The organism is Thermopolyspora flexuosa, assembly GCF_006716785.1.
Classification (GTDB): domain Bacteria; phylum Actinomycetota; class Actinomycetes; order Streptosporangiales; family Streptosporangiaceae; genus Thermopolyspora; species Thermopolyspora flexuosa.
Map to the genome: position 1 here is coordinate 4,584,222 of NZ_VFPQ01000001.1, position 13,247 is coordinate 4,597,468.

At 72.3% G+C, this 13,247-nt stretch carries 17 protein-coding genes; 5 read left to right on the plus strand and 12 right to left on the minus strand.

Going from position 1 to position 13,247, the window contains the following annotated elements; translation table 11 throughout:
- The first annotated feature begins 484 nt into the window (after positions 1-484).
- From FHX40_RS19590 to FHX40_RS19605, 4 genes are all read left to right on the plus strand, one after another.
- A complete protein-coding gene (locus FHX40_RS19590) occupies positions 485-685 on the plus strand; it encodes a hypothetical protein (RefSeq protein WP_142260982.1) in 201 nt (66 codons plus the stop codon).
- 192 nt (positions 686-877) lie between these two features.
- Positions 878-1,063: a hypothetical protein gene (locus FHX40_RS19595; protein WP_142260983.1), complete on the plus strand. Its 186-nt coding sequence runs from the start codon at positions 878-880 to the stop codon at positions 1,061-1,063.
- Between the two features lie 5 nt (positions 1,064-1,068).
- Positions 1,069-1,716 carry a TIGR00645 family protein gene (locus FHX40_RS19600; protein ID WP_142261898.1) on the plus strand — a complete coding sequence of 216 codons (648 nt, stop codon included), beginning with the start codon at positions 1,069-1,071 and terminating at the stop codon, positions 1,714-1,716.
- Between the two features lie 35 nt (positions 1,717-1,751).
- Positions 1,752-2,075: a hypothetical protein gene (locus FHX40_RS19605; protein WP_142260984.1), complete on the plus strand. Its 324-nt coding sequence runs from the start codon at positions 1,752-1,754 to the stop codon at positions 2,073-2,075.
- 87 nt (positions 2,076-2,162) lie between these two features.
- On the opposite strand, the gene FHX40_RS19610 is transcribed toward FHX40_RS19605, so the two are convergent.
- The 4 genes from FHX40_RS19610 to FHX40_RS19625 all read right to left on the minus strand — a co-directional run bounded on the left by FHX40_RS19610 (position 2,163) and on the right by FHX40_RS19625 (position 5,207).
- A complete protein-coding gene (locus FHX40_RS19610; RefSeq protein WP_142260985.1) occupies positions 2,163-2,645 on the minus strand; it encodes an SRPBCC family protein in 483 nt (160 codons plus the stop codon).
- Between the two features lie 13 nt (positions 2,646-2,658).
- The gene (locus tag FHX40_RS19615) at positions 2,659-2,991 is read right to left on the minus strand and encodes an ArsR/SmtB family transcription factor (RefSeq protein ID WP_142260986.1); all 333 of its coding nucleotides are present in this window, start codon (positions 2,989-2,991) and stop codon (positions 2,659-2,661) included.
- Positions 2,992-3,076: 85 nt separating this feature from the next.
- Positions 3,077-4,102, minus strand: coding sequence for a FecCD family ABC transporter permease (locus tag FHX40_RS19620; protein ID WP_142260987.1), 1,026 nt, complete (start codon positions 4,100-4,102; stop codon positions 3,077-3,079).
- A gap of 52 nt (positions 4,103-4,154) precedes the next feature.
- The gene (locus tag FHX40_RS19625) at positions 4,155-5,207 is read right to left on the minus strand and encodes a FecCD family ABC transporter permease (protein WP_229788544.1); all 1,053 of its coding nucleotides are present in this window, start codon (positions 5,205-5,207) and stop codon (positions 4,155-4,157) included.
- A gap of 127 nt (positions 5,208-5,334) precedes the next feature.
- Here FHX40_RS19625 and FHX40_RS19630 point away from each other — a divergent pair, with 127 nt between their 5' ends.
- The gene (locus FHX40_RS19630) at positions 5,335-6,378 is read left to right on the plus strand and encodes an ABC transporter substrate-binding protein (protein ID WP_142260988.1); all 1,044 of its coding nucleotides are present in this window, start codon (positions 5,335-5,337) and stop codon (positions 6,376-6,378) included.
- A gap of 3 nt (positions 6,379-6,381) precedes the next feature.
- Here the strand turns inward: FHX40_RS19630 and FHX40_RS19635 are convergent, their stop codons facing one another.
- From FHX40_RS19635 to FHX40_RS19670, 8 genes are all read right to left on the minus strand, one after another.
- Positions 6,382-6,867 carry a nitroreductase/quinone reductase family protein gene (locus FHX40_RS19635; RefSeq protein WP_211350318.1) on the minus strand — a complete coding sequence of 162 codons (486 nt, stop codon included), beginning with the start codon at positions 6,865-6,867 and terminating at the stop codon, positions 6,382-6,384.
- Between the two features lie 39 nt (positions 6,868-6,906).
- A complete protein-coding gene (locus FHX40_RS19640) occupies positions 6,907-7,770 on the minus strand; it encodes a helix-turn-helix domain-containing protein (protein WP_170198893.1) in 864 nt (287 codons plus the stop codon).
- Positions 7,771-7,829: 59 nt separating this feature from the next.
- Positions 7,830-8,897, minus strand: coding sequence for a DNA adenine methylase (locus FHX40_RS19645; protein ID WP_211350320.1), 1,068 nt, complete (start codon positions 8,895-8,897; stop codon positions 7,830-7,832).
- Positions 8,898-9,072: 175 nt separating this feature from the next.
- Complete coding sequence (locus FHX40_RS19650; protein WP_142260990.1) at positions 9,073-9,399, minus strand: EthD family reductase; 327 nt, start codon at positions 9,397-9,399, stop codon at positions 9,073-9,075.
- A gap of 147 nt (positions 9,400-9,546) precedes the next feature.
- The gene (locus FHX40_RS19655) at positions 9,547-9,888 is read right to left on the minus strand and encodes a helix-turn-helix domain-containing protein (protein WP_142260991.1); all 342 of its coding nucleotides are present in this window, start codon (positions 9,886-9,888) and stop codon (positions 9,547-9,549) included.
- Positions 9,889-10,114: 226 nt separating this feature from the next.
- A complete protein-coding gene (locus FHX40_RS19660) occupies positions 10,115-10,555 on the minus strand; it encodes an Hsp20/alpha crystallin family protein (RefSeq protein WP_142260992.1) in 441 nt (146 codons plus the stop codon).
- A 307-nt stretch (positions 10,556-10,862) separates the two neighbouring features.
- Entirely contained in the window at positions 10,863-12,017 is a 1,155-nt protein-coding gene (locus FHX40_RS19665) for a sensor histidine kinase (RefSeq protein ID WP_142260993.1), read from the minus strand.
- Between the two features lie 215 nt (positions 12,018-12,232).
- Positions 12,233-13,147, minus strand: coding sequence for a 2-oxo acid dehydrogenase subunit E2 (locus FHX40_RS19670; RefSeq protein ID WP_142260994.1), 915 nt, complete (start codon positions 13,145-13,147; stop codon positions 12,233-12,235).
- Positions 13,148-13,247: the final 100 nt, after the last annotated feature.

The following is a 13,247-nucleotide window of genomic DNA, read 5'->3' on the forward strand; positions in this document are numbered from 1 at the left end:
CCGCGCGACCCCATGCCGCCGAGGCGCGGCAATCCCCGCCGACGCCGACGGCGGGCAGGGCGGAATCGCATGCTCGGCGCGAGCCGGGCGGCCGGCACCGTCTCCGGTCGTCGCGGCCCGCGGGAGGGTTTTCACGTGGCGGCACAGCGCGATTACCGGAAGCGGTTACAACTCATTTGTTTGGCATCCGGAAAAGTGAACGTATGATGAACGCGTTCACCATTCCGCGAGGAACATCGCCCTGTTTTTCGGGGTTCTCCTGATTTCCCCGGCAACGCCATCGGGACCGGTCGGACATCACTTCATCAGATACCCATCATCGCCATAAAGGTGCGAATCGGGTTAATAGCCCTATTTCAATTCCTTGGCCATCCCGGGAAGGCGCTTACGAAAGGGCTAGAATTAGCAAACCCTTCTGTCACCGATCATGTACGATGGGTAATGTTCACTCGTAGATGATTCCCCCAAAACGGAGGTTTCCCTCATGCGCACGAGCAAGTTCCTGCTCGCAATCGCGGCATTTGCGGGCTCTCTTCTCGCATTCGCCCCGCCCGCGTCGGCCCAGATCGACCCGGTGGCCACGATCACCTGCCTGACCGAAAGCATCGACCTCGCCACGCTTCTCGATCCGGCGAGCCTCACCATTCCGCCGGAGATCGCCCCACAGGCCTGTCTCGCCCCCTGAAAAAAGCACACATCGCAATGAAACCGGCGCGGCGCCACGGAATACCCGTGCCGCCGCGCCTCGGCCCTAACCCTTCCGCCGAGAGTCAGATCCCAAGTGAATATCACTTATTGGGGGAGTGACGGATGACTGCGCTATGTGGTTGACTAACCACACAAAGTAAGGAGGCGCTACTCGAACGATCGGAGAGCCATGTCCCCCCGTCTCAAATCGCTGATCATCGGCGCGGTCGTCGCCGCGGCCTGCGCCCTGGCGATCGCCGCACTCGTCACCGCCGTCACGCCGGAGGCCTCCGCGGTCCGGCACTCGGCCCTCGGCGCCAACGACCCGCTCGGGCTCGTGATCCATAGCCTCGTCGTGAACATCCTCACCTCGTGACGGCGATGCTGCACACGGCGACGCACAGGACGTCCTGGCCCCACCACAACGGCCCGCTCACCCGGCTCGGGTACTTCATGTTCCTGAGCCGCTGGATCCAGATGCCGCTCTACCTCGGGCTGATCGTGGCCCAGATGGTCTATGTGTGGCGCTTCATGGGTGAGCTGGCCCATCTGATCCATCTGGCGTTCAGCGAGGGCATCCCGGAGACCACGATCATGCTCGTGGTGCTCGGCCTCGTCGACGTCGTGATGATCTCCAACCTGCTGATCATGGTCATCGTCGGCGGCTACGAGACCTTCGTCTCGCGGCTCCGCATCGAGGGGCATCCCGACCAACCGCAGTGGCTGTCCCACGTCAACGCGAACGTGCTCAAGGTCAAGCTCGCGATGGCGATCATCGGGATCTCCTCGGTTCACCTCCTGCAGATCTTCATCAACGCGGCGAAGCCCGACGTAACAGATAGGGAGCTTCTGTGGAAGACGCTTATCCACCTCACGTTCATCGTCTCGGCGATGGCGCTCGCGATAATCGACCGCATCATGTCCCACGGGGAGCGGCCGCAGAAGCCGGCGCAGGCGGCACGGCACTCCCTGGTGGGCGGTGGCGAGGGCGCGGCCGTACTGCAGCCGAAGGAGCGGGTGGCGGCCTAGTACGGAGAAGGCACGCGTTCGGCACCCTGCTCGCCGTGACGGCGGGAGCCCTGCTCCTCGTCGCCCAGCCCTCGGCGGCGCTGGCCAACGTTCCCCCGACGCAGCCCGCCACCTCCCAGCCCACCACCTCCCAGCCCGCGGAGCCCCCGGAGCCGGCCGAACCGGCCGAGCCGCCGGAGCCGCCCGAGCCGGCCGAACCGGCTCCGCCCTCCGGCTCTCTGATCGGTCAGATCGTGATCTTCAACGACGAGATCATCGAGCCCGTGTCCGTCCCGATCAGCCTGTGCGGGACCAACCTGATGTCCCCCGGCGCCAAGCTCAAGTGCGGCTCGACCAGGGTCTCGGACGACGACGGCTGATCCCTTCGCGATCCCGGTGAGACCAAGGCCCGGATCGGTGGCGGCTCCCCGCCGATCCGGGCCTTGCCCTGCCCGAAGCCCCGGTGCTCAGGCGAGCAGGTCGTCGATCTGGCCCATCGCCAGGGTGAGGCCGTCCTCCATGCCCATGGCGATGACCCGCTCCATGAACTCGGCGTCCCCGAACGTGGAGACCATGGTCATGCGGGTGCCGCCCTCGTGCGGCTCGAGCGTGACGACGCCGTGGATCGCCCTGCCGGAGAACAGCGGCCTGCCCTCCTCGTCGGCGAACCCGTCGTCGAACTCCAGCCGGTGCGGCGGCTCGATCGCGGTGATCCGCCACCAGCCGTGCGACCGCTGCCCGTCAGGGCCGGTCATGTAGTAGGCGCTGCGGCCGCCGACGACGAACTCGTGCCGTTCGAACGTGGCCGGCCATCCCGGCGGGCCCCACCATCGTTCGAGCAGGCGCGGGTCCTCCCACACCCGCCAGACCCGCTCGACCGGGGCGGAGAACTCGGCGACGACGGTGAGGCGCAGCGCTTCGACGTCCCGGTACGACTTGACCACGGGCATGATGGGTACCTCCTCAGTCCTCGTCGAGCAGCCGATCGATGCCCTCGACGCGCTGCCGCCAGATGCGCTCGTACGCCTCGAGCAGGTCGATCGCCCGCCGCAGGGTGGCCGGTTCGGCGTGCACGACCTGCTCCCGTCCACGCCGCTCCTTGTGTACGAGCCCCGCCCGGTGCAGCACCGCGACGTGCTTCTGCACCGCGGCGAAGCTCATGGGGTAGTGCTGCGCGAGCGCCGACACCGAGAGCCCTTCCCGGGCCACCCGGGCGAAGATGTCGCGGCGGGTGGCGTCGGCGAGGGCGTGGAAGATGCGGTCGGCGTCCGCATCGCTCAGCTCACGTACAACCATTTGGTTGTACGTTACGCCCACCTGCGGGAACGCGCAACCACGGATCGGTGCCGGAAGGCCAAAGAACGCGTGGGCCCTACGCGGCTCAGAGCCGACCGGCGCGGCGCTCGGTGATCAGCAGCCACACCAGGTAGCCGCCGCCGATCACGCCGGTGATCACGCCGACCGGGAGCTGGCGTTCGCCGAACGCCCGCTGCGCCACCAGGTCGGCGGCGACGAGCATCGCGGCGCCCACGCACATCGAGGCGAGCAGGTTCGGCCCCGGCGACCGGGTGAGCCGCCTGGCGAGCTGGGGCGCGGTGAGCGCGACGAAGTTGACCGGGCCCGCCGCGGCCGCGGCGAACGAGGTGAGCAGCACGGCCGCGCCGAGCAGCAGCATGCGCAGCCGCTCCACGCGCACCCCGAGCCCGCTGGCGAGGTCGTCGCCCATCTCGGTCACCCGCAGCGCCCGACCCGAGCCGGGCAGCACGAGCGCGACGAGCACGCCCACCCCGGCGAGCAGCGGCAGCACGTGCTCCCAGCCGCGCCCGTCGAGGCTGCCGGTGATCCACAGCAGCGCGCGGGCCGCCTCCATCAGCTCGGCCCGGGTGAACAGGTAGCCGTTCACCCCGGTGAGGATCGCGGTGGCCCCGATGCCGATGAGGATGAGCCGGAACCCGTGCACGCCCCGCTTCCAGGCGAGCAGGTAGATCGCGGCCCCGGTGAGCAGGCCCCCGGCGAGCGCCCCGGCCGACAGCGCCGCCGTGCCGCCGCCCGCGACCACGACCGCGAGCGCCCCGACCGTCGCCCCCTGGGTGATGCCGAGCAGGTCGGGGCTGCCGAGCGGGTTGCGCACCAGCGTCTGGAACAGCGCCCCGGCGAGCGCCAGGGCCGCGCCGACGACCAGGGCGCAGATCGCCCGCGGCAGCCGCAGCTCGACCACGATGAACCGCTCGGCCGGCGTGCCTCCGCCCAGCAGGGCCGTCACGACCTGCGACGGGGTCATCGGGAACTCGCCCCCGCCGATCGCCACGACGGTGAGCGCGAGCGCGACCAGGGCGCTGCCGAGCCCGACGACGAGCGCACGCGGCCGGAAGACCACGGCGCGGGCTCCCAACCATACGACGCTCATCGCGCCACCCGCCTTTCCCATCGGCTGTCCTCGAACTCGGCGTACCGGGGCGTCACACCCGGGCCATCCTGGCCCGCCGTACCAGATAGAGGAAGAACGGCCCGCCCAGCACCGCGGTCACGATCCCCACCTGGAGCTCGCCCGGCCGGGCGAGCACGCGGCCGAGCACGTCCGCCACGAGCAGCAGCACCGGCGCGAGCAGCGCGCAGTACGGCAGCAGCCAGCGCATGTCCGGCCCGGTGAACGGCCGGACCAGGTGCGGCATCATCAGCCCCACGAACACGATCGGCCCGCAGGCCGCGGTGGCCGCGCCGCACAGCAGGGTCACCGCGAGGATCGCGGCGACCCGGATGCGCGCGGGCCGGGCGCCGAGCGCCCGGGCGGAGTCCTCGCCGAGCGCGAGGGCGTTGAGCGGCGCCGCGAGCAGCAGCGCGACGACCACGCCCGCGGCGATGAACGGCAGCACCCGCAGCACCGTGGTGTGGTGGGCGTCGGCGAGCGACCCGACCGTCCAGAACCGCATCTTCTCCAGCGAGCCGCTGTCGAGCAGCATCGCCGCGCTCACGTACGAGTAGAGGGTGGCGTTGAGCGCGGCCCCGGCGAGCGCGAGCCGGGCCGGGGTGGCCGACCGCCCGCCGCCGACGGCGTACACGAGGGCGGAGACCACCGCCGCGCCGGCGAGGGCGAACCACACGTACCCGGAGAAGGCCGTCACGCCGAACAGCAGGGTGCCGGTCGCCACCGCGGCCGACGCGCCCGCGTTGATGCCGAGCAGCCCGGGGTCGGCGAGCGGGTTGCGGGTGAGCGCCTGCATCACCGCGCCCGCGAGCCCCAGCGCGACGCCGGCGAGCAGCCCGAGCAGGGTGCGCGGCAGCCGCATCTCGTGGACGATCGTGTACGTCTCGGCGCCCTCGTCGACGAGCCCCGCCCAGACCTCGGCGAGCGAGAGCGGCCTTGCCCCGACCCCGATGCTCAGCGCCAGCACGACGACGAGCACGGCCGCCGCGCCGAGCAGCCCGGCCGCGTGCAGCGCGGCCTTCCTCGCCCGCGCCGGCCGCCGCTCGGTCCGCGCGGTCGCCGCCGCGGCCGGCATGAAGGTGGACACGTGGGCCTCCGCAGGTGCTAACGGGGTTGTTGGGACAGGAACCCCCCAATGGTGATCCTCAATAAGGTTAGGCTAGCCTAAAGGCCGCCGTTTGATTAGGTATGCCTTACCAGAGAGGGTCACTCCCATGGCGCTTGCCCGACGACTGTCCCGGCGTAGCGTGCTGGCCGCGGGCGGTGTGGCCGCCCTCGGCCTGGTTCTGGCGGCCTGTGGCGCGGGCGACTCGACGACGAGCGGGTCGACGACCGCGTCGAACACGGGGAGCGCCTCGTCCGGGCCGTGGTCGTTCACCGACGACCGCAACGTGACGGTCAAGCTCGACGCCGCCCCCACGCGGCTGGTCGCCTTCACCGGCGCCGCGGGCGCGCTCGCCGACTACGGCCTCGGCGACAAGATCGTCGGCGTGTTCGGCGAGACCAAGCGCAAGGACGGCTCGCCGGAGCCGCAGGCCGGCGAGCTCGACGTGAACAAGGTGACGATCCTCGGCAACGTCTGGGGCGAGTTCGACATCGAGAAGTACGCGAGCCTCCGGCCGGACCTGCTCATCACCCACGAGTTCGAGCCCGGCTCGCTGTGGTACGTCCCGGACGAGAGCAAGGACAAGATCACCGCCCTGGCCCAGAGCGTGGCGATCAAGACCGGCAAGATCTCCCTGGTCAAGCCGATCGAGCGGTACGCCGAGCTCGCCAAGGCCCTCGGCGCGGACATGAACTCCCCGAAGGTCACCGAGGCCAAGGCCCGGTTCGACGCCGCGGTGGAGCGGCTGCGCAAGGCGGCGGCCGAGCACCCCGACATCCGGGTCCTCGCCGCGTCGGCGAGCGCGGACCTGTTCTACGTCTCCTCCCCCAAGACCACGAGCGACCTGATCTACTTCGCCGAGCTCGGGGTGAACATCGTCGAGCCGGAGAAGGTCGACGACGGCGGCTACTTCGAGAGCCTCAGCTGGGAGAACTCCGACAAGTACGCGGCCGACGTGATCATGCTGGACAGCCGCACGATGGCGCTCCAGCCCGACGACCTCAAGGACAAGCCCGCCTGGACGAAGCTGCCCGCGGTGCAGGCCGGTCAGGTCATCCCGTGGGACGCCGTGCCGCGGCACTCGTACGCGGGCGTGGCCCCGCTGCTCGAGGCCCTCGCCGAGGCGATCGAGAACGCCAAGAAGCTGAGCTAGCCGTCATCCGTCGCCGTCGCCGGGCAGCACCCGGAACACCGGGTAGCGCCCGGCGATGCGCGCGAACTCGCTCAGCGGGGCCCGCCGCGTCACCGGGAAGTGCGGGCGGGCCCCGGGCGCGAGCTCGAGGTACCGCCGCAGGATGGGGGCGCGCTCCCCGACCGGGACCTCCACCAGCCGTACGGCACGGCGTCCCCGGCGGCGCAGCGCCGCGCGTCCCCCGGCGGCCCGCACGTTCCGCACCCAGTTCACGTCCTCGCCGAGCATCGACACCAGGTAGTGGCCGCCCTCGTGGTCGGCGAGCACCACGGGCGCCTCGATGACGCGGCCGGTACGGCGGCCGCGCACCTCCAGGATCGTCCAGCGCGGCGACGACAGCACCCCGCCGCCGAAGTACACGGCGGTGAGCCGGTTGAGGAACCGCGCGAGCCGGTTCGGCCGGTTGTTCCGGTACATCCACCGCTTGACGGACGCGGGCGACAACGCCATCTCTCGCCTCCGTTTCCCCCAATTCGCCTGCGGGGGACGCTATCCGGACCCGCCCTCCGCGCTATTGAACAAATGGGACATCACCGGCAGGTCGGGGGCGGTGCGCCGGAGCGAGGCGGCGTACTCGCCCGGGGTGCACCGCGCGAACGCCCGGATCTCCCGGCACATGTGGGCCTGGTCCGCGTACCCCGCGGCGGCGGCGAGGCCGGCGGTGGGCGGCGCGCCGTCGGCGAGAAGGTCGGTCACCCGCTCGAACCGCAGCACGCGCGCGACCGTCTTCGGGCTCAGCCCCACCTGCTCGCGGAACCGCCGGGCCAGGTGCCGCCTGGTCCAGCCGAGCCGGTCGGCGAGCTCCCCGATCCGGACGTCCCCGCCGGAGGCGGCGAGCCACCGCAGCGCCCGCTCCACCCCGGGGTCGGGCGCGGGCCCGACGGCGAGCCGCCGTTCGAGGAACGCGGCGAGGATCTCGAAGCGCGCCCGCCAGGTCGGCGCCTCGGCGAGCCGTTCCGGCAGCAGCGCGCCGTCCCGGCCGAGCACCGCCGCCAGGTCCACGATCGTGTTGCCGAGCTCGTGCATGGGCAGCCCGAGGATCGCGTGGGCCCGCGCCGGGCTGAGCGACAGCTGCACGCCCCGCTGAATCCCGCGCACCCCGGTCACCGCCATGCGGTCGCGCACCCCGGCGACGAAGCAGGTCAGCGACCGGCCCGCGGCCCCGTCCGGGGCGTGCACCACCTCGACCGGATCGCCCAGCGCCACGATCACCGTCACCCGGCTGCAGGGGATCTCGCGCCGCCGTACCGTGAAGCCGATCCGGTCCTGGTAGCCCACGCAGCGGCCGAGCCGGTCGGCGAGCGCGCCCGGCGGCCGCACGCACACCGCCTGGTCGGCTCGGTACCCGCGCATGGCCCCTCCCGGTCGCTCCGCCTCGCCTTCCATGAGAGCACGGGCGAGCCGGCCGTGCGTCAGCGCGCGATGAACAGGTACTCGCAGACCTTGCGCCGCGCCGCGTTGGCGTGCGTGCCGAACGAGTAGCGGTGGTCGATCGTCCGCACCTCGACGTCGGACTTCACCTGGCGGAGCAGGGCCGCGATCGTCTCCGCGTCGGGCACCGCGTTCGACGAGTAGGACAGCACGATCGTCGAGTCGCGGAACTTCTCGAAGGTACGGCGCAGCGCGTCGGCGGCGGTGCGCGGATAGGAGAACGGCGTGTACCGCTTCTCCAGCTTCTTCGTCCGCGTGCCCTCCATGATCTTCTGGCCGCGCCAGTACGTGGCGAGCCCTTCCAGGAAGTGGTAGCGCTTGATGTAGCAGTTGTCGTCGCGCGGCGGCGCGTACGGCGGGTCGAGGTAGACCAGGTCGTACGGCTCGGCGGCGAGGTCGAAGACGTCGCCGGTGAGCGACCGGCACCGGCGGCCGCTGTCGAACACGGCGGCGTTGTACTCGGCGGCCCGTTCCCGGAAGTGGTCGCGCAGCGACAGCCGCAGGTCGCGCCGCCCGTCGTCGTACCGGGCGCCGGTGACGGTGAACACCCCGCGCGGCTGCTTGCGGGCCGCGGCGAGCACGAGGGCGGAGATGGCGAGCGCGCGCTTGGCGCCGTGCAGCCGGTCGATGTGGGACCACGCCGAGTCGAGGAACTCCCGGTCGTGGTCGGTGAAGTAGAGCCCGTCGAAGGTGCGCCGGATGAAGTCGCGGTCGTCCGCGGGCGGCCCGCAGATCCGGTCGATCTCCTCCGGGGTGAGGGTCTCCGACTGGTTCGCCACGGTCGCCCGGGCGATCACGCCGGGGAAGCAGAGGAAGTCGTTGGCGGTGACCTGGTAGCCGAGCGCCTTGAGCGTGTAGGCGACCACGCCGCTGCCGGAGAAGGCGTCGAGCGCGGTCCGGCCGCCGATCTCGGCGAACACCGCGGCGAGGTGGGGCGCGAGCCGGTGCTTGGAGCCCATGTAGCGCAGCCGGGGGAACGCCGCCACCCGTGCCACCACGGGCAGCAGGTCCACGCCGTGCCCGGCCCCGTGCACCGCTCCGGCCGTCACCCTCCTGTCCCTTCCCCCCAGGACCGCGGGCCCGGTCTCCGATCCTCGCACAGGCGTGTGCCGTCCGCGGAGAACTCGGCCTGTCCGGTACGGGACACCCGCGGCGGGCGCACGGGCCGGTGGCCGGGTGCGCCCGCCGGGCCGCCGCGCCGTGCCCGGGACCGGCGCGCGGGGCTCAGACGACGGTGGTCACCGTGCCGACCAGGGTGGTCGCCCCCGCCTGGGCGAAGTTGGCGAGGTCGGCGACGGCCTTCTGGCCCTCCTCGCTCGCCAGCGCGGCCTGGGCGGCGGCCTCGTCGTCGAAGGTGAGGGTGGCGATCAGGTGGTACGGCGGCTTCTCGTCGCCGCGGGCGACCGGGCGGATGACGGTGTACCCGCGCAGGCCGGGGAGCTTGGCCGCGAGCGGGGCGTGCACGTTGTCGTAGTGGGCGTCGAACGCCGCCGGGTCCTCCGGGTGGTTGTAGAGAACGGTCATCTGGTAGGCCACTTCGATCCTCCGCATCGTGCCTGCGGCGAGTCCCGCGGATCGGGTCAGCCGCGACGATGCACTGACCATCCCACCCATTTCGGACAAACGAAAGACCCTTTCGGAAGAGCGGAAACGGCGTTTCCGCCCCGCCGGGCCGGCGCGTCCTCGGCGGGGGTACGGCTACCGCGCCTTGGCGGCCCCTTCGCCGCGGCCTTCCAGGGTCGCGAGGCGGCTGCGCGCCTCCTCCAGCTCGGCGCGCAGCGTGCGCAGCTCCTCCTCCAGCTCGAGGATGCGCCGGATGGCGACGAGGGTCATGCCCTCGGAGGCGAGTTCGGTGACGTACTGGACCAGGGTGATGTCACGGCGGGAGTAGCGGCGCTGCCCTCCCGCCGACCGCTGCGGGCAGACGACGCGGTGCTCGTCGAGCCGGCGCAGGAACGCCTGCTGGACGTTGAGCATGGAGGCGACCTGGCCCAGGGAATACAGCGGGGCGTGTTCGTCGTCGATCGGCAGCCGGGTCATCGGTCCTCCCCTCTCCTCCCCGACGGGAATCCATTGTGCGGTGGCGCTCCCCCGGGCGCGGATGTCCCCCGGCCGTACGCCGGCACGCCCCGGTGACCCGGCTCGCCGCCGGGCGGCCCGCCGGTTCCGTGCCCGGGAACGGCGCCGGAATGTGCCGAACGCGATGTGCCCGAACGCAGGAAGGGCCGGTGCGCACACCGGCCCCGCCCCTGCCTTCCGTCCTGCGTCACGCGCCGATCGCCTTGGCGTCGCCCTTCCGGATCTCGATCTTCCGCGGCCGCGCCTTCTCCACCACGGGGATCCGCACGGTCAGCACGCCGTTGGCGTACGCGGCCTCGATGTGCTCGGCGTCGAGGTGCTCGGGCAGGTAGACGCGGCGGGTGAACTCGCCCATCACGCGCTCGCGGACGAACGGACGCGCGTCGTCGGTGAACTCCTCGTCGCGGCGGGCGGTGACGCTGAGCACCCCGCGGTCGACGGTGACCTCGATCGAGTCGGGGTCGATGCCGGGCAGGTCGAAGCGGAGCAGGACGTCGTCGTCGCGCCGGACGCCGTCCATCGGCATGATCCTGGCCTCGTCCTGGATCCAGCCGAACGCCTGCCGGGTCAGCCGGTCGAACTGGCGCTCGAACTCCTGCACGAACGGGTCGATGGTCGTCAGCAGCATCTTCCTCAACCCCCTTTGGAGCTTTTCCTACGTTCCACTTTGAGGAAACCTCTAACTTCACTTGCATGTTAGCTCTATGTCCATATGCATGCAAGTGTCTGCCGCGGGAGAAAATCCCGGGCTCCGTCCCTGCGTCCGCCCAGCTCGTACGGCCGGCATCGGGCGGCCACGCCGCATCGTCACGGCCATTCGGCCGGCGGCGGCCGAGACGGCCCGGGCGGGGCTTCGGCCCGGCGAGGCCGGTCGCACGGCGGCCCGCCGCGGTCGCCACGGCGGGCCGTACCGGAAGGTGTGTGGGATCGCGCGGTCAGCGGAGCGGGACCCGCCACTCCAGCCGGGTGCCGCCGCCCGGGCGATCGGCGATGGTGAAGGAGCCGCCGAGGAATTCGGCGCGCTCGCGCATGTTCGTCAGGCCGCTGCTGCGCGCCGGGCGGCCCAGGCCGCGGCCGTTGTCGGCCACCTCGAGCACGAGCGCGTCGCCGGTGGTGAGCGTCACCGACACGGCCGTGGCGTCGGCGTGCCGGGCGACGTTGGACAGCGCCTCGCGGAGCACCGCGAGCAGGTGCGCCGCGACCCGCTCCGGCACCGTGCTGTCGATCGGCCCGTCGAAGGTCACGGCCGGCGCGTAGCCGAGGTGGCCGGCCGCGTCCGCGGTGAGCCGGAGGATCCGCGCGCGCAGGCTGGCCGCCTCGCGGGGCGCGGTGTGCAGGTCGAAGATCGCGATGCGCAGCTCGCGGATCGTGGCGTCGAGCTCGGCGACCACGTCCTGCAGCCGGGCCACCACCCGCGGATCCCGCACCATGCCCGCGGTCGCCTGCAGCGCGAGGCCCGCGGCGAACACCCGCTGCACCACCATGTCGTGCAGGTCGCGGGCGATGCGCTCACGGTCGGCCAGCACCTCGCGCTCGGCCCGGGCCGCGGCGAGCTCGGCCTCCATGCGCAGCCGCTCGGACAGGTCCCGGGCCACCGCGGAGAACCCGGTGAGCGCGCCGCCCGGGCCGCGCATCGCCGACACGGTGACGGCCACGTCCACCGGCGAGCCGTCCCGGCGGCGCAGCCGCCCGTCGAAGTGGCCCGCCCGGCCGCCGCGGCGCAGCCGTTCCAGCACCGCGCCGAAGCGGCCGCGCGCCTCCGCGGGCACGAGCACGTCCACCGGCCGGTTCACGATCTCCGCCGCGGCGTGGCCGAACAGCCGCTCCGCCCCCGGGTTCCAGGTCTGCACCAGGCCCTCCGGGGTGATCGCGAACATCGCGTCGTCGGAGGACTGCACGATCGCGGCAAGCCGGGCCTCGGACCGCCGGGCCTGCTCCAGTTCGGCGTAGAGGGCGGAAAGGCCCCGGTCGGTCTCCTCCAGCTCGGCCTGGAGCGTGGCGATCGTCCGGCGATCGCTCTCGAGCGCCGCCTCCCGCCGGGCGAGCGCCTCCAGCACCTCGGCGAGCCGGGGGTGATTCGCGCGCGTCACCGATCACCGCTCCCCTGCCACTGCCGCATCGCCTTACCTGTGCCCGCGCGCCGTGCGCATAGGCGCGGTGGCGTCGTCCGTCTACCCACACCCGCGGCGACCTGACCGGGATCGCGGGGCATCGCGAAGGAACGGGCGGGCCCGGCCGGCGACGCGACGGCGTGCCGTACCGCCGCCCGCGCGCCGGAGTCGGCGGTACGGCGGCGCCGCGGCGGTCAGCCGTCGGACAACCCGCGCTCCGGACCCCGGGCCGGGACCCGCGGGCCGGCCGGGACGCCGACCTGCCGCCCGGGCACGCGGCGGCCGCGGCCCTCGCGGCCGGGCTCGAGCGGCACCGGCTCGAACCGGGTCGGGTCGGCGCAGTACTCGCGGACCGCCTCGGCGAACCGCGCCGCGTGGTAGCCGTCGGTGTAGCGGTGGTCGAAGGTGGCGGTGAGGGTCATCATCGGGCGGGCGATCACCTCGCCGGCGACCACCACCGGCCGCTGCTCCACCGCGCCGATCAGCACGAGCACCGGCACCTTGTAGTAGGCGGCGAGCGGGGAGAACGCGCGGCGCACGCCCCACATGCCCACCGAGGTGACCATCGCGCCGCCGAACGCCTGGCGGGGCATGCCGAGCCAGGAGAGGTCGAGGTTGAGGTCCGAGGTGAGCCAGGCGCCGAGCCGCAGCACCATGCGCAGCGGCAGCAGCGGCAGCCGGGTCACCAGCGACTTGCCCCGGTCGAGCTCGGCGCCGTCGCCGTTGTGGATCGCCTCCCGCCGCGTCCGCACCTCCTCGGCGATCTCGAGCGCGGTCTTGCGGTCGGCGTCGCACACCTTCACGCCGGACAGCTCCTTGCCGTCCTTCACGTTGATGATGAAGAACACGTCGACGCTCTCCCGCTCGCGCACCCGGCCGCCGGGCGCCGGCCGTACCCGCAGCTCGGGCACGACCGTGAGCGCGCGCGCGACCGCCCGCCCGACCAGGTGGGTCATGGTCAGCCGCACCCCGGTCGCCTCCCGGACACGCTCGATGTAGGCGAGCAGTGCGGCCGCGTCGACGTCCATGTCGCCGTAGAACTGCGGGTCGCTCGGCGCGGACCACGCCGCGGCGGCGAGCTTGCGCCAGCTCGGCAGCTGAGCGGTCATCCCGACCTCCCGTTACCCGAAGTGTGTTCGGTGTCACTACCCGGTGGCATGCCCGGTAACGCGAGGCGTTCGGTGCACCGCAGGCCGGCGAGCAGGGGGA